This window comes from Rahnella sp. CJA17(1/100) (genome assembly GCF_963881615.1).
Lineage (GTDB): Bacteria > Pseudomonadota > Gammaproteobacteria > Enterobacterales > Enterobacteriaceae > Rahnella > Rahnella aceris.
Genome location: NZ_CAWOJA010000064.1, coordinates 317,781 through 339,974 on the forward strand (window position 1 = coordinate 317,781; position 22,194 = coordinate 339,974).

Below are 22,194 nucleotides of genomic sequence, written 5' to 3' on the forward strand. Positions count from 1 at the left end.
AAGCCACCGCACGTTGACCCTGCCGGTGGCTTTTTTACGCATGATATTTATTTTTTGCTGTAACTATTTTCTACCGTAGTTCTGTTCAACGAAATCCGCAAAATCCTGACACATCGCGTCATCACCGTCGGCACTGTCAGCGAGGATCAACGCACCATCCACCACGCGGATATGCACATTCAGATCGAAATCCGCTTCAGGTTGCTCACGTTTTGATGCCTTTTCAATGGTCTGCTGCGCTTCCTGCCACGCCGCATCCACGGTCTGATTACAGGCCTGCGCCAGATAATCCGGATTGAACCCCTCGCCGGTCAGGCTGCGCAAGGTATCGTCGTGACTGACGCTGTTACCTGGCGTCCAGTAATGCTTCGCCAGATCCGGGCCGATGGCCGGATTGTCGGTCAGATAACCATCGCGTTTCAGGAAGAAAGCGCGGGTTTGTTCCACGGCCATCATCGCCAGCAGATAGCCCTGATACGAACAGGCGGATTCCATGGAAAGCAGATGCGGGATAGCGAGCGTCGGACGCGGACTGCCGGTGACGCCCAGAATATGGGTTTCGACATCACGCGCCAGCGCGGTCATCGCTTCCGGCGTGCGTTTCTCATCCGGCCACTGATAAAGCTGCCACTCGAAATACGGCACCAGCAGAATGTGACGTTCATTGAAGGAACGCATCGGCTGACGGGCTTCAATACTGGCGCGGATCAGTTCATCCGGCACCGGTTCACCTGCGGTATTTTTCGCATAACGTTTCAGCCAGTCAGCATCTTCCAGCAGGCTGTCGCAAAACATGGATTGCGTTTCCGCATAGGCCATGGACGTCGGCGGGAATTCCTGCGAGAAGCATGGCGCATTCTGGCGGATATTGGCGAAGTGCGCCGCATGGCCGCCTTCATGGAACAGCGTATTCAGACCATTCGCGCCACTGCCAATCTGATCAGGTTTCGCCAGGCTGGTGAAGTTAATCACTGCTGGCACCCATTTGCCGTTGTCATAGAACGGCGGCACCGGCCCGTGCATAAAACCATTTTCAAACTTGCCTTCGCGTACCAGCAAATCCAGCTGCATTTCTGCGCCGTTAAAGCCGATATTCAGGCGCTTGAAGCTGTCTATCCAGCGACGCAGGGAATCAGCGAACGGGAAGTAAGGATCGAGCTGGCGGGTGACGTCACCGGCGCTGGCGAAGCGGATATTCCATGGCAATAGTGCGGCGTCGCCTTCACGCGCGACCAGTTCATTGAGGCTGCGGGTGTTGCTTTCGCGGGTTTGCTCTTCGAAACGATCGAGGATGGCGAATAACTGTTCCGGCGACATGCGCTCGGTTTTATTCACTTTATAATCGAAGTAGTTGCGGTAACCGAGCTGACGCGCAAAACGGTTACGCAAGCCGATCAGCTCAGGCAATCCGTTATGCAGCAGCCAGTCTTCCAGTTCGCGCAATGCATTCTGCGAACTCCGGCGGTAGACTTCATTTTCGTTATTCGCCTGATTGGTCAGTAGCTCGCCAAGGGAGGCATTAACGCGCTCGCCTTTGCTGTTGATGTGCGTCATGCGGTACTGCTTACGTTTGCCGAACAGCGCCGATTCCGCCTGAATAATTTCATCCAGCAGCGCCTGTGCTTTAGGGTCTTCAATCACGTTGCAGTCAAAGAAATTCAGCCAGCCACGCAGACCGTGCAGTAAGGCATCACGCGCCTCGCTGGCGGATTCTTTTTCGACGCGGGCAATCGCATCACGTAATTCCTGCGGGCGGGAAGGTTGGGCGATAAAACGTTTGTACGCCGTTTCAGCAGCGGAGAAAGCCGCAGAAACAGTGTCATCACCGGTGCCCATATAGTGTTGCCAGAACAAATTTTCTTTGTCCTGATGAACTTTGAGGTAATCGCGATTGAGGGCGTTAAAGTAGTCCTGAGCCTGTTTCATGCATTCTTCTCTGCTGAAAGTTAACGAGATTATGCATTGAGTGTATGTTCGCAAAGCGGTTATGTCGATATGGCAAAACCGCTTTTGAACGTCAGGCAGGAGGGTGCGGAGATCAGTTTTTCTTAACAAACTCAGATTTGAGTTTCATCTGGCCGAAACCATCAATTTTGCAATCGATATTGTGATCGCCTTCGACTAAACGAATGCCTTTCACTTTGGTGCCGATTTTCAGCATCGAAGAACTGCCTTTCACTTTCAGGTCTTTGATCACGGTGACAGAATCGCCATCCGCCAGCAGATTGCCGTTGGCATCCACCACTTTCAGTACATCATCATCTGCCGCAGCATCACTGTTCATCGACCAGACATGTCCACATTCAGGGCAGTTAAGCATTTCGCCGTCCTGCCAGGTGAATTCGGATTGACACGTCGGGCAAGCTGGTAAAGTTTCCATATTTAAATCCCCATAAAATTTTATAAAAAAACGAATAAAATCATGAAATAAATTTCGTAGTTTCTCTATTTTAGCGGTTAACCACACTTTTGAACAGGGTAACGGATTTTTTGGGGAGCTGAGCCGGACTTAAACGCAGGATTTATAGAGGAATACAGGCAGTTTTTTAACTCCTCCCCTCGCGAAGGGGGAGGCCGGGAGAGGGTATTAAAGGCGAAACCCATGCTTATGCACACGTAAACGCCTGATTTTGACCTTAATACCCCACCCCAACCCTCCCCTTCGCAGGGAGGGAGCGGATCGAGTTCGGTTAAAAAATCTGATCCACAATCATTCTGGCCTCAACCATATCGTCACAAACCTCTGCGGCCACCAGACAACACGCCAGTTGCGTGATGATCGCCTGCGGGATCGCGCGCTCGCCATTCAGACACTGATTGATGTATTCGACGGTGGTCGCTACGTCTTTCGAGGCCGGCACGTCCGCACCGAAAATCTCTTCTTTTTCGGCCAGTACGCGCTGTCCGCCACCGGCGATAAAGTGCGTCTGCGGAAAACGTGAAGGGTTCGCGTACACTTCCCCTTCGGTGCCTTGCGTCAGGAGCGCACGGCCATCAATCTGGCAGAAGAACGAGGAAACACGCTGCACGTATTCAGGGTGCGAAACACTCGATAAACGCAGGGAATCCTGACCGGTAAACGGCGTGATAAGTTTCGCCAGAGTATGGCTGCTGTTCCGCACCCCCATTTGCCAGCGCAACGCGAGCTGTTTTTCGACTGGCGGGCAAAGTACGGAGATCGGCACAAATACCGGTGCGTCAGCCGCATCTGAAAGCTGTTGTGCGTCCTGCTGGCTTTGTGCTGCGCGGATGCCGAGCGCGCGAAAAATCTCAGCACTGGTGATGCGGGTCGGATCTTCATCCACACCATGCACCAGCACTGGCAAGCCGAGACGGCTGAGCAGGATAGCCAGCAGCGGCGTCAGATTCGCCTGTTTACGTGCACCGTTATAGGTTGGGATCACGACCGGCAGCGGACGATCAGCCGGTGGCTGAAGGCGCATCACGCACTCGTCCATCGCCTGATAAAAACCGAGCATTTCTTCTTCCGCTTCGCCTTTGATACGAAACGCAATCAGCAGCGCACCGAGTTGCAGATCCGGCACCTCGCCCGCCAGCATGTGGCGATACAACGCATGCGACTGCTCACGGTTCAAATCGCGGGCGTGATTTTTGCCCCGTCCCACTTCTTTGATGAGTTTGGTGTAATCCATCGTAGCCTTACCTTGTCTGTGCAATCATGTGTCAGTGCAAAGAAGTTATCGTCTGCGCGCACGGCGACGAACCGGGTCTTTCTTCGCGGTCTTGAGAATATCGGGGCGCTTCACTGAACCGGGCGCTGGCATTTCGCGCTGTTCAATCGGGAATACCGGCAATGCCGCCAGCAGGCGTGCACCGTAACTTTTTGTCAACAGGCGCTTATCGTAAATCACGATTTCGCCAGTACATTCATGGCTGCGGATCAGTCGCCCGACCTGCTGGATCAGATTGAATGACGCGCTGGGCAAACTCTGCACTTCAAACGGATAGCGTTTCAGCGTTTTCAGCCATTCACCTTCCGTCAGAATAACCGGACTGTCGATAGGGGGGAAAGCGATCTTATGGATATGTACCTGCGTCAGCAGTTCCCCTTTCAGGTCCAGCCCTTCGGCGAACGATTGCAGGCCAATCAGTACGCTGGTGGTGCCCGCAGCGACGCGTTTACGGTGCTCCTCGACCAGCCGGTAGCGCGGCTGATCGCCCTGCACCAGCAACATCAGGCGTAAATCCGGTAACAGCGCCACAAACTGCTGTAACGCACGGTTGCTGGCAAACAATACCAGCTGGCCGGTATGCCCCCCTTTCGCCAGTTCAGCGCGGAAGAAATCTGCCATTTCCTGAATATGCGTGGCCTCATTGGCCATCACCGGTTCGAGGGTCATTTGCGGAATGACCAGCTTGCCCTGCTCGACGTGATTAAACGGCGAATCCAGGCTGACAAACCGGTCACCGGCTTTTTCCGTCAGCCCGCTCATTTCCTGAAGCCGGGAAAAACTGTTCAGCGAGCGCAATGTCGCGGAAGTGATCACCACATGCGGCACTTTGCGCCACAGCATTTTTTCCAGCTGTTCGCTGACGCGGATCCCCGCGCAATGAAACACCAGATGTGTCTGGTTATCGAAATACGAACGCGTTACCCATTTGCCAATTGGCGCATTCGAGGCCTTGTCCAGCGCCGCCAGCCGCCACAGTTTGCTCATGGTTTCGAGATACCCCTGCATGCGGCTCATATGCAGAATCGCGCGGTGTAAACGCATAATATCGTGCTTGCCGGTTTTCTCGCTGAGGTCATTCACCATGTATTCTGCCAGGCTGCGCAGGCCATCGGTGAGTTTAAACAGGCGGCTGCACTGTTCGGTCAGTTCAGGGGGTAAGACGCCCAGCTCGAAACGGTATTCGGCTTCCGGTTCTGCAGGCGGCAGATGCTGGCTGACCGCTTGCTCGATCAGCAGCAGCAGTTCGCGCATTTCGGCACAGTGGTTATGCAGGCGTTCAGCATGGGTCAGCGGCGGCGGATTTTTCGGGGTGAACAGCGCCAGACATTGCTCAATCTGCCGCACAAAGTTGTCCAGTTGCAGGTTATTCCACACCGCAGTGATTTCGGCCTCGACTTCCAGCGCATCACGCGCCACTTCCGGCAAATGATGGCCTTCATCAAGCACCAGCAGCAGATCTTTCGCCGGCGGCAGCACCGATTCCGATTCCAGCGCAGCCATCACCAGCGCGTGGTTAGTCACCACCACATCGGCACTTTCAATCTCTTTGCGCGCCACAAAATACGGGCATTCACGGAAATAGTGGCAGTTACGGCTGAGGCAGTTGGCTTTGTCGGTGCTGATTTTTATCCACAGCGGATCGTCGATGGTTTTCTGGTAATGATCGCGCAATCCGTCCCACTCGTAGCGGGACAACGCGGTTTCCAGCGTTTTACAGAGTTTCTGTTCTTCGCCGCTGGAAGGCGCCAGTTCATCGCCGAGGAATAACCCGAGGTCGCCCTGCGCATTCTCGTTACTCATCGCCGCCAGATTACGCGGGCAGACATAACGGCCACGCCCGAATGCGCCGGTGAATTTCAGATCCGGAATAATTTTTTTTAGCAGCGGGAGATCTTTACTGAAAATCTGATCCTGCAACGCCACGTTGGCGGTGCTGACAATCAGCGGTTTTTCTTCCTCGCGGCTGACGGCAATGCCGGGGATCAGATAGGACAGCGTTTTCCCGACGCCGGTTGGTGCCTCAATGGCCAGATGCCGTGCAGAATCCCCCGAGAACGCTTTCGCCACCTCTGCAATCATCTGACGTTGCGGAGCGCGGGAAATGAAGTCCGGGATTTGCTGTTGCAGGGCTTTGTACCACTGGCTTATCTGATTTTTTACTGCGGGGGAAAGCGCCATGCATCTCTTTTTTGTTGGAAGTGAGACAGGAATGTCGGGGCTATTGTCACACAGACCCGCTTCCGGCGCAGCCCGAAATCTCAATTCCTCCTCCTTACGGGTGAACGAAAATTGTGCAGAAAAAACGGAGGATGTGTAAAAAAAGAAAAAGTTCATTTCTGACTGTCATAAATTGATCACAAAAATACGGTAAAAAACTCTCGCTGAGAAAAATCCGAGTCCACACGGAATGCACAGCAAAAAATGGTGATTAGCGTCTTTCCATAAGACTTCATATAAAGCTTTCCCAAAAAGCTTTTAATAGAAAATGCAGGGTAAAAATTCATGAAACGTAATATTCTGGCACTTTTAATTCCTGGTTTATTGATTGCATCAGGCGCACACGCAGCGGAAGTTTATAATAAAGACGGCAATAAACTGGACCTGTACGGTAAAGTGAAAGGTCTGCATTACTTCTCTGACGCTGCCAGCAATGACGGCGACCAGAGTTATATTCGTTTCGGTTTTAAAGGCCAGACACAAATTAATGACCTGATCACCGGCTACGGCCAGTGGGAATACAACGTCATGGCTAACCATGCTGAATCTGACAGCAAAACGCCAAGCACCACCGGCACCAAAACCCGTCTGGCCTTCGCTGGCCTGAAATTCGGTCAATACGGTTCCGTCGACTATGGCCGTAACTACGGTGCGCTGTACGACGTTGAAGCCTGGACCGATATGTTCCCTGAATTCGGCGGCGACGGTTATACCAAGGCTGACCGCTTCATGACTGGCCGTACCAACGGCGTAGCCACCTACCGTAACCGTGGCTTCTTCGGCCTGGTTGACGGTCTGAACGTTGCCGTTCAGTACCAGGGCAAAAATGAAAACGACGGTCGCAGCAGCAGCACTGCTAACGGCGACGGTTATGCACTTTCCACCACTTACGCACTGGGTGACACCGGCGTGAGCCTGGGTGGTGCCTATGCTTCTTCTGACCGCACAACTGCTCAGAGTAATTCCACTTACGGCAAAGGTGATAAAGCAGACGCATGGACTGGCGGCATGAAATATGACGCAAATGGCGTTTATTTAGCCGCAATGTATGCTGAAACCCGTAATATGGTGGCAATCACCGTCCCTGGCGGAATTGCAGGCGCACCGGCTGGCAGCGGTTTTGCGAATAAAACACAAACCTTCGAAGCTGTTGCACAATATCAGTTTGAAAATGGCCTGCGCCCTTCACTGGGTTATGTCCAGACTAAAGCGAAAGATATTGAGAATATCGGTGATGCCGACCTGGTTAAATATGTTGACGTAGCCGCGACCTATTATTTCAACAAAAATATGTCTGCGTATGTTGATTATAAAATCAACCAACTGTCTGACGACAATAAACTGGCTCTGAACAACGACGATATCACTGCCGTTGGCCTGGTTTATCAGTTCTAAATTTAAGCGTTTTACCCCCTCATTGTTATTTCTCTGTCTTTGATTTTTTTTGGCCGGACTCACCATCCGGCCTTTTTCATTTCTGTCATTTTCCGGCACATCTCGCGTAACTCATCATTTATTCTTTCACACCCCGCTGAATCTGCTAAAGTTTTAACGATTTTCATGAATGCGAATCCTTCGTAACAAGCATAGGGACAACCAATGAATAAAATTTCGCTTTGCACCACCAGTGCTTTAATCATGCTGGCCCTCAGTGGCTGTGCGCAGCAAAAAACCGATGCCCAGCAGAAGCTGAACGATCAGTCCGTCATGGCACTGAACTGGTTCCAGCAATCCGGTGAATATCAGGCGCTGGCTTATCAGGCATTTAACACGGCCAAAATGGCTTTCGATCAGGCGCAGCCTCTGGCTGGCCAGAAGAAAGCGGTTGTCGTTGACCTCGATGAAACCATGCTCGATAACAGCGCATACAGTGCGTGGCAGGTCAAAGCGAACAAGCCATTCGACAGCAAGACCTGGTCTCAGTGGACAGCAGCCCGCCAGGCAACAGCCGTTCCCGGTGCGGTTGAATTCGCTAATTATGTCAACACTCACGGCGGCACGATGTTCTACGTGTCCAATCGCAAAACCAGCGAATACGCCGCGACACTGGACAATATGAACCGTCTGGGCTTTACCGGCGCCAATGAAAAAACCATGCTGCTGAGTTCTGATACCTCCAACAAGCAGGCACGTTTTGATTCCATCAAAGCCGCGGGTTATCACGTGGTGATTTACATCGGCGACAACCTGAATGACTTTGGTTCTGCCACCTACCATCAGGGCAACGAGCAGCGTCGGGCGTTTGTGAATCAGAACCATCAGCACTTCGGTACACAATATATCGTGCTGCCAAATCCGCTGTACGGTGACTGGGAAAGTGGTCTGGCGAAGGATTACAACAAGCTGACGCCTGAGCAGAAACTGTCAGCGCGGGAGCAGAATTTGAAGGCGTGGAGCGGGAAATAAGCCCGTTGCGGTTTGCTCCTCCCCCTGCGAAGGGGGAGGTTGGGAGGGGGTTTTAGACTGTAAATCAATTGCCTGAGCGGAAACTTCACCCAACGTTTTTGCTTTAATACCCCACCCCAGCCCTCCCCTTCGCAGGGGAGGGAGCGGAACGGTGAAAGCCTGAGTAATGTCTGCCTTTTGTCAGGACATCGCGTTAAATCTCCGGATTCCCCACTAACCCATCGATCAATATCTGCGGTGTCCCCTGCGAGCAGCGCTCAATTCTGCCGCGCACGCCGTAGACCCGCGCCAGACTGTCGGCAGTGATCACGTCTTCCGGCTCGCCATCGGCAATCAGATTGCCGTCTTTAAGCATCAGCACGCGGTCGCCATGACGCAGGGCGATATTGATGTCATGCACCACAACCACTGTCACGATATTGCGTTTCTGCGTTTCCTTGCGCACCAGATCCATGACATGGAACTGGTAGTTGAGATCGAGTGCGCTGAGCGGTTCGTCCAGCAGGAGTAATGACGGCTGACGGATCAGCGATTGTGCCAGGCCAACCAGTTGCTTCTGACCACCGGAAAGCTGATCGAGATAACTCAGCGCCAGATGTTCGATACCCAACTGACGCAAAAGCGCCATCACTGTGTCGGTACCTTCCGCATTCTTGCCTTTACCGCCGCCGGACGCGCGCTGCGCCACGATAATGGATTCCAGCACATGCAGATGTACGCCCGCAGGCAGAGTTTGCGGCAGATACACCACCTGCTCTGCACGTCGTGCAAACGGCATCGGCATTAAATCGTGTCCGTCGAGCATCAGCTGCCCTTCCGCACGGTTAAGCCCGGCGAGAGAACGCAGCAGCGTCGACTTGCCGCTGCCATTTGGCCCGAGAAGAACGGTAATTTTCCCGCGTGGCAACATCGGTACATTCAGATTGCGGATCACGCGGCGCTTCGGATATCCGGCGTTGAAATCGCGGATTTGCAGGCCCTGCGTAGCAGCATTCAGTAAATCTTCAGGATGCGTTTCTAACATCGCAGACATCAGATGTTCCCCCGGTGGCGCAGAATAATACTCAGGAAGAACGGCACGCCAACCAGAGACGTCACGATACCGACAGGAATAATGACGCCCGGCACCAGATTTTTAGAGGCTACCGACGCCATCGACAACACCAGCGCGCCAATCAGCGCACTGGCGGGCAGATAAAAACGGTGATCTTCACCAAACATCAGGCGGGCGATATGCGGCGCCACCAGCCCGATAAAACCGATCGGCCCGACGAAAGCCACCGCCAGTGCGGAAAGAATACTGATGCGCAGTAACGTACCGAGGCGCAGGCGACGCACGTCGATACCAAAACTGACGGCACGATCTTCACCCAGACGCAGCGCGGTGAGTTTCCACGCGCTCATCATCGACCACGGCAATAAAATCAGGAATGCCAGCACCATCACGCCGAGTTTCACCCACGACGCCCTCGCCAGGCTGCCCATCGTCCAGAAAACCAGCCCCTGTAAGGTGTCTTCGGTGGCGATAAACTGCATCAGCGAAACCAGTGCGTTGAAGGTAAAGACCAGTGCGATACCAAACAGCACCACACCGGAGCTGGCAACGCGCGTCCAGCGGGTGATACCGTCGAGCATCAGTGCAGCAAATAAAGCAAAAATGAAGGCGTTGGCGGAGATAAACCATTGATCCGGCACGCCCGGAATACCAATGCCAAGCACAATCGCCAGCGCCGCACCAAACGCCGCAGCAGAAGACACGCCCAGCGTAAACGGACTGGCCAGCGGGTTATTGAGGATAGTCTGCATTTCAGCACCGGCAAGGCCCAGTGACATACCGACCGCCACCGCCATCAGCGCGTAAGGCAGACGAATATCCCAGACAATCACCCGCGTGCCCGGATCCGCCGCTGCGGCGTCAAACAGCGTTTTCCACAATGTGCCGAGCGATAACCCCGAAGGCCCCATAATGAAATCAATCACCAGTGAAACGACAATCGCCAGTACCAGGATCAGCATAACTAACAGACGGCGGCGCACGATATTCTGGTATCGCCCCATAACGCTGTCTTCGGCGTTGACGTTCACCCTCAGGGTGGGTTCGGTAGTTGCACTCATTTTCGCTTCAATCTCATTAAGTTAAAACTTACGGCGGGAGAACATGTTCTGGGGTTCCCGTAGGAAGGAAATAAATGATAATAATTATCAATGTGTTTTGCAAAACCTATCAGACATTCAAAGTAAACAAGGGCGTAACAAAGCATGACGTAAGGGGGCTTCTGGCGTGAATCGCAGGCATGAAAAAGCGGAGCCTGAGCTCCGCTTTTTCATGCCATGGAAATCGGGGTCTGTTACTTATCGACGTGATCCGGGAATTCCATTTCGCTGTATTTCACCACTTTAGTGCCTTTGCTCAGCTTGTAGCCGAACCAGATGATCAGGAACAGTGGCAAGCCAATGTAAGTCGCCGCTACGCCACCCCAGTCAATGGTGTCTTTCAGGAATGCCTGATAGTTCTGGCCCAGCGTAATGATCAGACACAACACAAAGGCGAAAACCGGGCCGAACGGGAAGAAACCTGACAGATAAGGCAGTCTCTTCAGATCACGGCCCTGTAAGACATAACCGCGACGGAAACGGTAATGGCTGACAGCAATCCCCAGCCAGGCGATGAAACCGGTCATGCCCGACGTGTTCAGCAGCCACAGGTAAACGGTCTGATTACCAAACATTGAGCTCAGGAAACACAACGCCGCCACGATAGTGGTGGCATACAGCGCGTTACGCGGCACACCCCCTTTCGACAGCTTAGCGAATATGCGCGGCGCTTTGCCTTCGCTCGCCAGGGTAAACAACATGCGGGTGGAAGCGTACATTCCGGAGTTACCGGCTGACAGTACCGCCGTCAGGATCACAGCATTCATTACCGCTGCCGCTGATAACAGACCCGCATTACGGAATACCAGCGTGAACGGGCTTACCGAGATATCGCCGACTTCATTACGCAACAGATTCGGGTCGGTATAAGGAATGATCAGGCTGATCACCAGAATCGCCAGAATATAGAACAGCAGAATACGCCAGAAAACCTGACGCACCGCGCGCGGAATATTCTTGCCCGGATTCTCAGATTCGCCCGCCGCCACCCCGATCAGTTCAGTGCCCTGGAAGGAGAAACCGACAATCATCGCCACGCCTATCATCGAGGCAAATCCGCCTGCAAACGGCGCATCACCGATGGCCCAGTTATGCCAGCCCGCCGTTTCAGCACCGCGCATAATGCCGGTGATCATCAGGACACCAACGGCGATAAAGATGATGACGGTAACCACTTTGATCAGCGAGAACCAGTATTCCGCCTCACCAAAACCGCGCACGGAAATGTAGTTGAGCAGGAAAATCAGACCAAGGAACAAGGCGCTCCAGATCCAGCCCGGCGTGTCCGGGAACCAGTAATTCATCACCAGTTGTGAGGCCACCAGGTCAACCGCGATGGTGACTGCCCAGTTATACCAGTAGTTCCAGCCCAGTGCGAAACCGAAGCCTTCTTCAACATAACGGGAGCCGTAAGTGGAGAATGAACCGGAAACCGGCATGAACGCCGCCAGCTCACCGAGGCTGGTCATCAGGAAGTAAACCATGATGCCGATTAATGCGTAGGAAAGCAGCGCCCCACCCGGACCTGCCTGGGAAACTGTCGCACCTGATGCAACGAATAACCCCGTACCAATTGAACCGCCTATGGCGATCATCGTTAAGTGACGTGCCTTCAGCTCGCGACGCAGTGTGGGAGCCACCTGCGTATTTTTTGTAGGTTGTTGAGCCATTTTTTCCCTATATCCGCTCGTCATGTGCAAATTTAAGCGCGGATTGTAGCAAAACCTGCCGCTCTGAATAGCAGGAACGACCTGTTATAAGACACCTTCATAACTGGCCGCAGATCATTAGTGAAAGACCGTTATTGGGCTTCGCGACAATAGGTTAGAAAACGTGATAATGCGCCGGAGATATGTTTTTGCCGGTGATGAATCAGGTAAAGCTTACGCACCAGCGGCGCGACGGGCAGCCGGATTTCCACCAGTGAACCGCTGCTCAGCTGCTCAGAAATCACCCGCCGCGAGAGGCAACTGATCCCGATGCCATGCCGTACAGCGTGCTTAATGGCCTCGGAATTCCCCAGTTCCATCACCAGGTTAAAATCCGGCAACTGAGGCAACAACAGATGATCTAACACCTCACGGGTACCGGAACCACGCTCGCGCAGGATCCAGGGTTCACGCGCCAGCGATTCCAGCGAAACGACCCGCCCTGCCAGCGGATTTTCCGGCGCGACAAACACCACCAGTTCATCATCCAGCCAGGGCTGGGTGATCAGTTCCGGCATCTGACACGGGCCTTCGATCAGACCGAGATCGACACGAAAATCCGCCACCGCGTTAATAACATCATTGGTATTACCGACATTCAGCTCCAGCGGCGTATTGGGGAAATCCAGGCGGTAATCCGCGATCATCGCCGGCAGCATATAGTTGCCGATGGTGCTGCTCGCGCCGATGCGCAGCGAACCGTTATCGTGATTGAACAGTCGCTCGATTTCGCCCGCCTGTTCGAGCAACGCCAGCGCTTTCGGATACAGTAAACGCCCATGCTCATTAATTACCAGCCGCTTCCCGACACGGTCAAATAACTGCACGCCAAGCTGCCCTTCGATATCGGCCAGCGCCGCACTGACCGCCGATTGTGATAATGAAAGCACAACCGACGCCTGCGTGGTCGAACCGCTTTTCAGCACCTCGGCGAAAACTTCAAGTTGTCGCAATGTTATGTGCATAAATGTCCCGCTATTCTCACGCGCCTGACAGCACGCTGTGCTTTAAGTATAGACCCTTGCCTTGCAGGCCTCTTTTGAATGAAGGTTTTATACCAGTTTTACAGCTAGGTTATAAAGTAATAATCTATTTCATTTTTATATAAGCGCGGCGTAGCCTTGTTTCATCACTCCTGAACGAGGAACGGACAATGAGTACACTTGCGCTTAAAAATGAAAATAAAAAGACGGCGGATAAACGCCCTTTACCCCGTTTGTCGGGCTTTGGCCGCGTGTTACCCGGCCTGGCGCTGACCGGCGTGATCACTGCACTCGCGCTCTGGCTGAGCGATATTCCCGCACTGAGTCATCTCGGCCTGAGCGCGCTGACGCTGGCGATTGTCATCGGCATGGTGGTCGGCAATACGGTATATCCGGCGGCAAAACCCTGGTGCGAAGACGGCGTGACGCTGGCGAAACAACGTCTGTTGCGTCTGGGGATTATCCTTTACGGCTTGCGGCTGACCTTCGCACAAATCGCCGATGTCGGCGCGACCGGTATTGTGATCGACGCGCTGATGTTGTGTTCCACTTTCGCCCTCGCCTGCTGGCTTGGACAGCGGGTGTTTAAACTGGATCGCGATACCGCGATGCTGATTGGCGCAGGCAGCAGCATCTGTGGCGCAGCGGCGGTGATGGCGACGGAACCGGTGCTGAATGCCAAAGCAGAGAAAGTGACGGTTGCAGTCGCCACTGTCGTTATCTTCGGGACAGCCGCCATCTTTCTGTATCCGTGGTTATGGCATCTGAATGCGCAGTATCACTGGCTGAGTTTTACCGCTGCTCAGTTCGGCATTTACACCGGTTCGACGGTGCACGAAGTGGCGCAGGTCGTGGCGGCCGGTCAGGGTGTCAGCCCGGATGCGGAAAACGCGGCAGTGATCGCCAAGATGATCCGCGTCATGATGCTGGCACCATTCCTGCTGCTGCTCTCTGGCTGGAAGTCACGTAAAGAGGTACAACAAGGTGGCCAGAATGCGGGCATGCGCAATATAACTATCCCATGGTTTGCCCTGCTGTTTATTCTGGTGGCAGCATTCAACTCGCTGAATATTTTGCCACACAGCTGGATCCCGTCGCTGATTACGCTCGATACCGTGCTGCTGGCGATGGCGATGGCGGCGCTCGGGCTGACCACCCACATGAGCGCACTGCGTCAGGCGGGGCTTAAACCGATGCTGCTGGCGGCGTTGCTGTTTATCTGGCTGATTGTCGGCGGTGCCGGTATCAACCAACTGGTTCAGCATCTTTTTGGCTGATATTGCTGCTTTTAACACTTCAGTGCTGCGCCTCCTGCCCGGAGGCGCTATCATTTGTCCATAAACGCGATGAATAACTGAGGAGCAAAAATGAAGTTTGTGGGAGCACACGTGAGTGCGGCCGGGGGTGTCGATCAGGCGGTTCTGAGGGCACACGAGCTGGAAGCCACGGCTTTTGCGCTTTTCACCAAGAATCAGCGTCAGTGGAAAGCCGCACCGTTGCCGGAAGACGTCATCGAAAAATTCAAAGTGGCCTGTGAAAAATACGGTTACCAAAGCAATCAGATTTTGCCGCACGACAGCTACCTGATCAACCTTGGTCATCCGGTCACCGAAGCGCTGGAGAAATCCCGCGAGGCGTTTCTTGATGAGTTGCAACGCTGCGAACAGCTGGGCCTTTCGCTGCTGAATTTCCATCCGGGCAGCCACCTGATGCAAATCGAAGAAGATAAATGCCTGGCGCTGATTTCTGAATCCCTGAACATTGCGCTGGATAAAACCAAAGGCGTGACTGCGGTTATCGAAAACACCGCCGGTCAGGGCAGCAATCTTGGCTTCCGCTTCGAGCATCTGGCCAAAATTATTGAAGGCGTGGAAGACAAAAGCCGCGTTGGCGTCTGTATCGATACCTGCCATGCCTTTGCTGCAGGTTATGACCTGCGCACGGCAGAAGAATGCGAGAAAACCTTTAAGCACTTTGAAGAGGTGGTTGGTTTTCAATATCTGCGTGGTATGCACCTCAACGACGCGAAAAGTGAGTTCAACAGCCGCGTCGACCGCCACCACAGCCTTGGCGAAGGCAATATCGGCAATACCGTATTTAGCTGGATCATGAAAGACGCGCGGTTCGACGGCATCCCGATGATCCTCGAAACTGTCAATCCGGATATCTGGAAAGATGAAATCGCCTGGCTGAAAGCGCAGCAGACTGCCGAGAATGACGAAGCCGCGGCGTAGTTTTTACCGTAAATTCCGGTCGGCTCCCTCCCCTGCGAAGGGAAGGCGCAATAAAAAAGGCGCGACATTCACATGTCGCGCCTTTTTGTTTTTTAACGATTTACTGTTATGCAGCAGCTTTCGCGGCTACCGCAGCATCTGAACGTTTCAGAATCGCGTATGCGCCACCCGCCAGAACCGTACCGGCGATAATCGCCACCAGATAACCGAGAACCGGCGTGATTGCACCTGGGATCAGCAGTACGAACAGACCGCCGTGTGGTGCCATCAGTTGTGCGTGGAATGCCATCGACAGCGCACCGGTCAGTGCACCACCTGCGATACAGCATGGCAGAACACGCATCGGGTCACGGGCTGCAAACGGAATCGCACCTTCAGAGATAAAGCACAAGCCCAATACCAGCGCCGCTTTACCGCCTTCACGTTCGCTTTGCTCGAACTTATGACGCGCCAGCAATGTCGCCAGCCCCATCGCCAGAGGTGGCACCATACCGGCAGCCATGATGGCGGCCATTGGTGCATAGACGGAAGAACTCAGCAGTGCCACACCGAACGCGTAAGCAGCTTTGTTCACCGGGCCACCCATGTCGGTACACATCATCGCACCGAGAATTGCGCCCAGCAGTACCGCATTGGCTGTACCCAAAGATTGCAGCCAGGCAGTCAGACCCGCCATGATTTTAGCAACCGGCGTACCGACCACATAAATCATCACCAGGCCGGTAATCAGACTCGCCACCAGCGGAATAATCAGGATAGGTTTCAGCGCTTCCATACTTTGCGGTAATTTCAGCTTGCCGCTGATGGCTTTCGCCACATAACCCGCCAGGAAACCTGCGATGATACCACCGAGGAAACCAGCACCGGTGCTGACAGCCAGCATGCCGCCGATAAGACCCGGCGTCAGACCCGGACGGTCAGCGATAGAGAAGGCAATGAAACCGGCCAGAACCGGCACCATCAGCGCGAAGGCTGAAGCGCCACCGATTTGCATCAATGCCGCCGCCAGCGTGCCTTTCACTTCAAAGGCTTTGATACCGAAGACAAATGACAGTGCGATACACAGACCACCCGCAACCACCATTGGCAGCATGTAAGACACGCCGGTCAGCAGGTGACGGTATGGGCCTGCGCCGCCCGCTTCTTTCTTCCTGGTGCCCGTCGCTGCGCCCTGAGATTTCGGCTCAAACACTTCAGCTTCAACCAGCGCTTTGTCCAGTTCCTGTTTGGTCTTTTTCAGTGCCAGACCGGTAGACGTGCGGTACATCGGCTTACCGGCAAACTTCGCCAGATCCACTTCGATGTCAGCCGCGACGATCACCAGGTCGGCCGCTGCGACTTCTTCCGGCGTGATGGCATTGCCTGCGCCCACAGAACCGCGGGTTTCAACTTTGACCCACCAGCCACGTTTTTTGGCTTCAGTTTCAATCGCTTCCGCAGCCATAAATGTGTGAGCCACACCGGTCGGGCAGGCGGTGATGGCGACGATACGTTTCGGACCGCTGGCAGCCGGAGCGGCAACGGCTGCCGCAACAGGTGCGACATAAGGTTTAGCTTCAGCCACAGCGCGTTGCAGGAAAGCCTCCGGATCACGGACTGCATCAGCCACATTACCGGTATAAATATTTTTGCCAGCCAGCGCAGGTTCGTTTGGCACGGTTTCACCGGCCACAATCACTACATCAGCGTCAGCGGCCTGTTCGGTCAACGAGTGGCCTGCTTTCGCCGCAGCAGCAGCGAGCAAATTTTTTGCCAGTTGGCTGCGAGCCTGTCCCAGCGAACTGTCTATCATCAGCAGCATTTTCATTCTGACTCCTGCGGATTAAAAGGGTTTCAGATCAACACGGGCCATCATCGCCGCGAGTTGCGGACGATCGGTGACACCGACATTACTCTGGCTGACAGCCAGGGCAGCAACAGCAGTGGCCAGTCGTAGCGTATGTTCACTGGATTCACGCATCAGCAAACCGTAGATCAGACCACCGACCATGGAATCACCAGCACCCACGGTGCTGACGACTTCACAGGCTGGCGGTTTAGCGATCCACGCACCGGAGGCGTTAACCCACAATGCACCTTCAGCACCCAGAGAAATCACCACATGGGCGATCCCCTGATCACGCAGGGCATGCGCGGCTTCTACCACGTCGCTCAGTTCCGGCAATTTACGGCCAGCCCAGATTTCCAGTTCACGGCGGTTAGGTTTCACCAGCCAGGGCGCGGCTTTCAGACCGGCAACCAGCGCTTCACGGCTGCTGTCGAAGATGATGCACGGGCACTGTGCGCGCAGACGTTTCATCCAGTCGGTGAAGGCGTCAGGATCAACACCCGCTGGCAGACTGCCGCTGACGGCAACCATGTCGAACTGGCCCAGCCATGACAGGGAATCCGTTACGAAACGTTCCCAGTCAGCAGGCGTGACGTTGAAGCCGGAGAAATTGAAATCGCTGACTTCACCATCTTTTTCAGTCAGTTTGACATTGATACGGGTGCGGCCATTAACCACCTGGAAGCGGTTCGCAATACCCAGATCGCTGAATAACAGCTGGAAGCCATCCTGATTTTCTTTACCGAGGAAACCGCCAACGGTGACATCGATGCCGAGATCTTTCAGCACTTTGGCAACGTTAATCCCTTTACCTGCCGCGTGCAGGCCGGTGGTTTGTACCAGGTTGACTTCACCCCGTTCGATTTCGGGGCAGTATCCGACCAGATCATAGGCCGGGTTTAAGGTAATAGTGGCGACCCGACGGCTCATGCGCCCTCCCCAAGACCTTCAGCAATCGCTTCACCGATGGTTTTTAATGCCAGCTCTGCATCCTCACCACTCGCGGTAAAACGCAGGTGGTGACCTTTTTTCACGCCCAGCGCCACGACTTTCATCAGGCTGCGGCCGTTGGCAGGTTTACCGCTGCCATCAAGATTCGTTACCGTGATTTCGCTGCTGAACTGCTTAATAACGTTCACCAGTGCGGTACCCGGACGGGCGTGCAAGCCGTGTTCGTTACGGATAACGTATTCAGCGGTCAGCACGTTGGCTTGTTCTTCGACTTCGCTGGTCAGCAATGCCAGCACACCGACGGAATCTGCCGTCAGCAAGCGTTCAGCTTTGTTGGCAATCAGCAAATCACTGAGGTAGTTCAGCACATCGAGCGGCTGATCGTCAGCAACGGAAATCGTCAGCAGCATGGAGACTTTTTCGCCATCCAGATCAAATGCCTGCTGTGCACGGCTTACCGTTGCAGCACTTTTCAGGTTGCCTTCGGTACTGTCGCTCAGCCAGATGCCCTGCCCGAGGTTCAGCGGTTTACGGCTGATCACATCACTGACAAAAGCGGTATCGACAGCGCCAATCTCTTTCAGGCGGCCAGCGTTCAGCGCCTGTAACGTGATCAGGTTTTCTGCGGCCACATCGACTGCGATCAACTGGCTATCAAACAGGAATTCAGCCGCATTTTTTTCGCCCATCAGCAGGCTGCGTAATTCTTCAGCGGAATCTGTTTTTGCCAGGCGATCAGCCACGCTGTCGTCACTTAAGACGTGCGTCAGCTGACGCAGCAAACCGAGGTGTTCATCAGAACGAGCTGCGATGCCGATCACGACATATGCCGTCTGGCCTTCGCCCCAGGTAATCCCTTGCGGAAACTGGAAAACCTGCACACCGGTATCAAGCACCAGATCACGGGTATCTGTGGTGCCATGCGGGATTGCGATGCCGTTGCCAAGGTAAGTAGAGGTTTGCAACTCACGCGCCAGCATGCCGTCTACATAACCTGCGCTGACGCGACCGGCCTGAGTCAGTGCTGCTGCAACCTGGCGAATAGCGTCCTGCTTATCGCTGGCAGCCGCACCGAGATGAATATCTTGCTGTGACAGTTGGAACATAATTCTCCTCTCCTGCTGAAATTGAATCGTTTCAGCTTTACTGAGAAAAAAGGAGCGTCATCAGATTTCAGAAGAAAAACCGACAACGCTGAAACGTTTCAAGAAGTCTCAATCCGGCCTGTATTTAAATCAAGCTTTCCCTGATTTTGCGTAACGATTTTTTGATGTTACGCACAGTTTCCTTTCTGAGAGCTTTCCGAAACGGATAACTTAACGCAAATGCTGAAGTCAGGCTGACGAAAAATGCTGACGCAAGCTGTCCCCTTCTCTGCGGACAATATTGCGGTGAAGAAGCGACGCCTCACCCGGTCATTTTTGACACAAAGTGCGGTTTTATTATTCAGTATGGCAAATTCACTGTGGTTTACATTTTTGATGATCAAAACCTGTTTTTGTTTTTTTTAAACTGTCGTAACATTCGCGCAAATTTCGTCCCCTCCTCTACTTCTGGTTCACTTAGCTAATGCGAATTTCTACAACGTCAGCCCGCCGTTTACCCGACATGACGTCAACTGCTTTTCTGATCATCGCCTTCCTTACCGGCATTGCAGGCGCGTTACAGACCCCGACGCTCAGCCTGTTCCTCACTTCTCAGGTTCACGTCAGCCCGTTTATGGTGGGTATCTTCTTTACCGGCAGTGCCGTGATTGGCATCTTCGTCAGCCAGTTGCTGGCGACCTGGTCTGATCAACGCGGTGACCGCAAAACGCTGATTTTGTATTGCTGCATTCTGGGTGCGCTGGCTTGTGTGCTTTTCGCCTTTAACCGTAATTACTTTATCCTGCTGTTCATCGGCGTTTTGCTGTCGAGCTTTGGTTCCACAGCGAACCCGCAGATGTTCGCGTTAGCACGGGAGCATTCCGAAAAAACTGGTCGCGAAGCCGTGATGTTCAGCTCCATTTTGCGCGCACAGGTTTCGCTGGCATGGGTCGTCGGACCGCCGCTGGCCTTTGCCCTGTCGATGGGCTTTGGTTTTACCTTTATGTACTGCGCTGCCACGCTGGCTTTCTTGCTGTGCGGCGTAATGGTGTGGATGTTCCTGCCTTCGATGCCCAAGGCGCACATCAAGACCACTGCCACGCTGGAAGCACCACGCCGTAACCGCCGTGATACGCTGATGCTGTTCATCGCCTGTTCACTGATGTGGGCAGCAAACAGCATTTATCTGATCAATATGCCGCTGTATGTGGTGCGTGAACTGGGTCTGCCGGAAAAACTGGCAGGGGTACTGATGGGCAGTGCAGCCTGTCTGGAAATTCCGACCATGCTGATCGCCGGATATCTGGCTAAACAGTTGGGGAAACGCTTCCTGATGCGTTTCGCTGTGCTGGCGGGGGTGATTTTCTACGGCGGCATTCTGTTTACTACCGGTGCGGCAATGCTGATTGCTTTACAGTTGCTGAACGCAATTTTCATCGGCATTCTGGCCGGGATCGGCATGCTGTATTTCCAGGATCTGATGCCGGGTCAGGCAGGCGCGGCCACCACGTTATTTACCAATTCAACGCGGGCGGGCTGGATCCTGGCCGGTTCGCTGGCCGGGGTGATCGCCCAGTTCTGGACATACCATGCGGTATTTTATGCCGCACTGGCGATGGTGATTGGTTCGGTGTTATGTATCTGGAATGTGAAAAACGTCGATAAACCGGCGGAAGACGTGCCCGCGGCGGTGGTTTAAGGCGCGGTATCTGCCTCAAGCTGAATCAGATAAGTCAGCGCCTGGTCGCGATGTGTAAAGCACATTTCGCGGCTGGCCTGCAGGCTGGCGCAAACTTTCGGACGCAGTGGTGAGGTGAAAATCTTACACAGAAAGTTATCAGCCAGCTGAACACAGCGCGTATTGGCAGGCTTACCGTCTGGCATTCCCGGGATCGGGCTGGAAATTGAAGGCGCTATGCAACAGGCTCCGCAATCAGTACGACAGTCCATCAACAGCCTCCTCAGGCCTCATTTTGAGCCGCGACAATAGCAGGCAGCGTAATGCGCCACCAGCGAAATATTTACGACTCTTTAACACGATAACCCGAACATTTTTCATACCGGCAGGCGAAGCGCAAAATATGCGTCATAAAGCGGATTTTCGCGACTCTTTTTACGCTATCTGCTTGCCTGAAATCAGCGGCGCGGGTAACGTGTCGCAAATTATTTATCTCTCTCCTGACAGGTTATTTATATGGCACGTGCTAACGAAATTAAACGCGGCTTCGTTGTGAACTACGACGGCAAATTGCTGCTGGTAAAAGATATTGATGTTCAGAGCCCGAGCGCCCGTGGTGCCAGCACCTTGTACAAAATGCGTTTTGCTGACGTTCGTACTGGTGGCAAAGTGGAAGAGCGCTTCAAAGGCGACGATATCCTGGATACCGTTACCCTGACCCGTCGTAAAGTGAACTTCTCTTACGTTGATGGTGACGAATACATCTTTATGGATGACGAAGACTTCACGCCCTACACCTTTAATAAGGCGCAGATTGAAGACGAACTGCTGTTCATCCCTGAAGAAGGTTTGCAGGGTATGCAGGTTCTGACGCTGGACAGCCAGCTGCTGGCGCTTGAAATGCCGCAGACGGTGGATCTGGAAATCGTGGAAACGGCACCGGGCATCAAAGGCGCTTCCGCCAGTTCCCGCACCAAACCTGCGGTCATGAGCACCGGTCTGAACATTCAGGTTCCTGAATACCTGAGTTCTGGCGACAAAATCCGTATTCATATCGCAGAACGTCGTTATATGGGGCGCGCGGATTAATCAGCGCCCCGCTCTCTGCTGAAAGGAACGCTGCGGCGTAATGCCGGTCACTTAAGGTGACCGGCATTGTTTTTTAAGGGATATTTCGACCTTTTTTCTCTCACTTCCCTGACATATTCACGCTCACGTCTCGAGGGCAGTTTTAGCATCGCTGCGTTGCTGTAA

The 22,194-nt window shown here is 53.7% G+C and carries 18 protein-coding genes; 6 read left to right on the forward strand and 12 right to left on the reverse strand.

All coding sequences use genetic code 11. From position 1 onward, the window contains the following. Nucleotides 1-63 precede the first annotated feature (63 nt). From AACU55_RS22015 to dinG, 4 genes are all read right to left on the reverse strand, one after another. On the reverse strand, nucleotides 64-1,926 hold the full coding sequence (locus AACU55_RS22015) for a M3 family metallopeptidase (protein WP_112197077.1): 1,863 nt from the start codon (nucleotides 1,924-1,926) through the stop codon (nucleotides 64-66). 112 nt (nucleotides 1,927-2,038) lie between these two features. After that, nucleotides 2,039-2,380: a zinc ribbon domain-containing protein YjdM gene (locus AACU55_RS22020; RefSeq protein WP_013574675.1), complete on the reverse strand. Its 342-nt coding sequence runs from the start codon at nucleotides 2,378-2,380 to the stop codon at nucleotides 2,039-2,041. A gap of 310 nt (nucleotides 2,381-2,690) precedes the next feature. Beyond that, nucleotides 2,691-3,653: a DNA-binding protein YbiB gene (ybiB, locus tag AACU55_RS22025; RefSeq protein WP_134706119.1), complete on the reverse strand. Its 963-nt coding sequence runs from the start codon at nucleotides 3,651-3,653 to the stop codon at nucleotides 2,691-2,693. A gap of 45 nt (nucleotides 3,654-3,698) precedes the next feature. Beyond that, complete coding sequence (dinG, locus tag AACU55_RS22030) at nucleotides 3,699-5,873, reverse strand: ATP-dependent DNA helicase DinG (protein WP_134706120.1); 2,175 nt, start codon at nucleotides 5,871-5,873, stop codon at nucleotides 3,699-3,701. Nucleotides 5,874-6,197: 324 nt separating this feature from the next. On the opposite strand from dinG, the gene ompC reads away from it, so the two are divergent. Further along, nucleotides 6,198-7,307 (forward strand): porin OmpC, encoded by a 1,110-nt coding sequence (gene ompC / locus AACU55_RS22035; RefSeq protein ID WP_134706121.1) that lies wholly within the window; start codon nucleotides 6,198-6,200, stop codon nucleotides 7,305-7,307. Nucleotides 7,308-7,511: 204 nt separating this feature from the next. Beyond that, complete coding sequence (locus tag AACU55_RS22040) at nucleotides 7,512-8,318, forward strand: 5'-nucleotidase, lipoprotein e(P4) family (RefSeq protein WP_013574671.1); 807 nt, start codon at nucleotides 7,512-7,514, stop codon at nucleotides 8,316-8,318. Between the two features lie 193 nt (nucleotides 8,319-8,511). On the opposite strand, the gene AACU55_RS22045 is transcribed toward AACU55_RS22040, so the two are convergent. From AACU55_RS22045 to yieE, 4 genes are all read right to left on the reverse strand, one after another. Further along, nucleotides 8,512-9,351 carry an ABC transporter ATP-binding protein gene (locus tag AACU55_RS22045; protein ID WP_134706122.1) on the reverse strand — a complete coding sequence of 280 codons (840 nt, stop codon included), beginning with the start codon at nucleotides 9,349-9,351 and terminating at the stop codon, nucleotides 8,512-8,514. Beyond that, nucleotides 9,351-10,433 carry a FecCD family ABC transporter permease gene (locus AACU55_RS22050; RefSeq protein ID WP_013574669.1) on the reverse strand — a complete coding sequence of 361 codons (1,083 nt, stop codon included), beginning with the start codon at nucleotides 10,431-10,433 and terminating at the stop codon, nucleotides 9,351-9,353. Before AACU55_RS22050 ends, AACU55_RS22045 begins: the two co-directional genes overlap by 1 nt. 233 nt (nucleotides 10,434-10,666) lie before the next feature. Further along, on the reverse strand, nucleotides 10,667-12,142 hold the full coding sequence (locus AACU55_RS22055; protein ID WP_013574668.1) for an amino acid permease: 1,476 nt from the start codon (nucleotides 12,140-12,142) through the stop codon (nucleotides 10,667-10,669). 131 nt (nucleotides 12,143-12,273) lie between these two features. Next, nucleotides 12,274-13,146 carry a DNA-binding transcriptional regulator YeiE gene (yieE, locus tag AACU55_RS22060; protein WP_013574667.1) on the reverse strand — a complete coding sequence of 291 codons (873 nt, stop codon included), beginning with the start codon at nucleotides 13,144-13,146 and terminating at the stop codon, nucleotides 12,274-12,276. Nucleotides 13,147-13,334: 188 nt separating this feature from the next. Here yieE and AACU55_RS22065 point away from each other — a divergent pair, with 188 nt between their 5' ends. Continuing rightward, a complete protein-coding gene (locus tag AACU55_RS22065) occupies nucleotides 13,335-14,441 on the forward strand; it encodes a YeiH family protein (protein ID WP_134706123.1) in 1,107 nt (368 codons plus the stop codon). 90 nt (nucleotides 14,442-14,531) lie between these two features. Next, nucleotides 14,532-15,398, forward strand: a complete 867-nt coding sequence (nfo, locus tag AACU55_RS22070) for a deoxyribonuclease IV (RefSeq protein ID WP_013574665.1) — start codon at nucleotides 14,532-14,534, stop codon at nucleotides 15,396-15,398. Nucleotides 15,399-15,504: 106 nt separating this feature from the next. Here the strand turns inward: nfo and fruA are convergent, their stop codons facing one another. Genes fruA through fruB form a run of 3 tightly spaced genes read right to left on the reverse strand, consistent with a single transcriptional unit; the run spans nucleotide 15,505 to nucleotide 19,283 of the window. Continuing rightward, entirely contained in the window at nucleotides 15,505-17,205 is a 1,701-nt protein-coding gene (gene fruA / locus AACU55_RS22075) for a PTS fructose transporter subunit IIBC (protein WP_013574664.1), read from the reverse strand. A 15-nt stretch (nucleotides 17,206-17,220) separates the two neighbouring features. Further along, nucleotides 17,221-18,156 (reverse strand): 1-phosphofructokinase, encoded by a 936-nt coding sequence (gene fruK, locus AACU55_RS22080; protein ID WP_013574663.1) that lies wholly within the window; start codon nucleotides 18,154-18,156, stop codon nucleotides 17,221-17,223. Further along, nucleotides 18,153-19,283 carry a fused PTS fructose transporter subunit IIA/HPr protein gene (fruB, locus tag AACU55_RS22085; RefSeq protein WP_037036140.1) on the reverse strand — a complete coding sequence of 377 codons (1,131 nt, stop codon included), beginning with the start codon at nucleotides 19,281-19,283 and terminating at the stop codon, nucleotides 18,153-18,155. Before fruB ends, fruK begins: the two co-directional genes overlap by 4 nt. 463 nt (nucleotides 19,284-19,746) lie before the next feature. Between fruB and AACU55_RS22090 the strand changes: the two genes are divergently transcribed. Then, complete coding sequence (locus AACU55_RS22090) at nucleotides 19,747-20,961, forward strand: sugar efflux transporter (protein ID WP_013574661.1); 1,215 nt, start codon at nucleotides 19,747-19,749, stop codon at nucleotides 20,959-20,961. Here AACU55_RS22090 and AACU55_RS22095 read toward each other — a convergent pair. Next, nucleotides 20,958-21,212 carry a YkgJ family cysteine cluster protein gene (locus tag AACU55_RS22095; RefSeq protein ID WP_013574660.1) on the reverse strand — a complete coding sequence of 85 codons (255 nt, stop codon included), beginning with the start codon at nucleotides 21,210-21,212 and terminating at the stop codon, nucleotides 20,958-20,960. The genes AACU55_RS22090 and AACU55_RS22095 overlap by 4 nt on opposite strands. Nucleotides 21,213-21,456: 244 nt before the next feature. On the opposite strand from AACU55_RS22095, the gene yeiP reads away from it, so the two are divergent. Next, a complete protein-coding gene (gene yeiP, locus AACU55_RS22100) occupies nucleotides 21,457-22,029 on the forward strand; it encodes an elongation factor P-like protein YeiP (RefSeq protein WP_015696520.1) in 573 nt (190 codons plus the stop codon). Nucleotides 22,030-22,194: the final 165 nt, after the last annotated feature.

Coding starts and splice junctions, on each gene's coding strand:
- AACU55_RS22045 (WP_134706122.1), bottom strand. CDS start 9,351: ATGTCTGCGATGTTAGAAACGCATCCTGAAGATTTACTGAATGCTGCT.
- AACU55_RS22020 (WP_013574675.1), bottom strand. CDS start 2,380: ATGGAAACTTTACCAGCTTGCCCGACGTGTCAATCCGAATTCACCTGG.
- AACU55_RS22090 (WP_013574661.1), top strand. CDS start 19,747: ATGCGAATTTCTACAACGTCAGCCCGCCGTTTACCCGACATGACGTCA.
- AACU55_RS22095 (WP_013574660.1), bottom strand. CDS start 21,212: ATGGACTGTCGTACTGATTGCGGAGCCTGTTGCATAGCGCCTTCAATT.
- ompC (WP_134706121.1), top strand. CDS start 6,198: ATGAAACGTAATATTCTGGCACTTTTAATTCCTGGTTTATTGATTGCA.
- dinG (WP_134706120.1), bottom strand. CDS start 5,873: ATGGCGCTTTCCCCCGCAGTAAAAAATCAGATAAGCCAGTGGTACAAA.
- AACU55_RS22055 (WP_013574668.1), bottom strand. CDS start 12,142: ATGGCTCAACAACCTACAAAAAATACGCAGGTGGCTCCCACACTGCGT.
- yieE (WP_013574667.1), bottom strand. CDS start 13,146: ATGCACATAACATTGCGACAACTTGAAGTTTTCGCCGAGGTGCTGAAA.
- AACU55_RS22015 (WP_112197077.1), bottom strand. CDS start 1,926: ATGAAACAGGCTCAGGACTACTTTAACGCCCTCAATCGCGATTACCTC.
- nfo (WP_013574665.1), top strand. CDS start 14,532: ATGAAGTTTGTGGGAGCACACGTGAGTGCGGCCGGGGGTGTCGATCAG.
- fruK (WP_013574663.1), bottom strand. CDS start 18,156: ATGAGCCGTCGGGTCGCCACTATTACCTTAAACCCGGCCTATGATCTG.
- fruA (WP_013574664.1), bottom strand. CDS start 17,205: ATGAAAATGCTGCTGATGATAGACAGTTCGCTGGGACAGGCTCGCAGC.
- AACU55_RS22050 (WP_013574669.1), bottom strand. CDS start 10,433: ATGAGTGCAACTACCGAACCCACCCTGAGGGTGAACGTCAACGCCGAA.
- AACU55_RS22040 (WP_013574671.1), top strand. CDS start 7,512: ATGAATAAAATTTCGCTTTGCACCACCAGTGCTTTAATCATGCTGGCC.
- AACU55_RS22065 (WP_134706123.1), top strand. CDS start 13,335: ATGAGTACACTTGCGCTTAAAAATGAAAATAAAAAGACGGCGGATAAA.
- yeiP (WP_015696520.1), top strand. CDS start 21,457: ATGGCACGTGCTAACGAAATTAAACGCGGCTTCGTTGTGAACTACGAC.
- ybiB (WP_134706119.1), bottom strand. CDS start 3,653: ATGGATTACACCAAACTCATCAAAGAAGTGGGACGGGGCAAAAATCAC.
- fruB (WP_037036140.1), bottom strand. CDS start 19,283: ATGTTCCAACTGTCACAGCAAGATATTCATCTCGGTGCGGCTGCCAGC.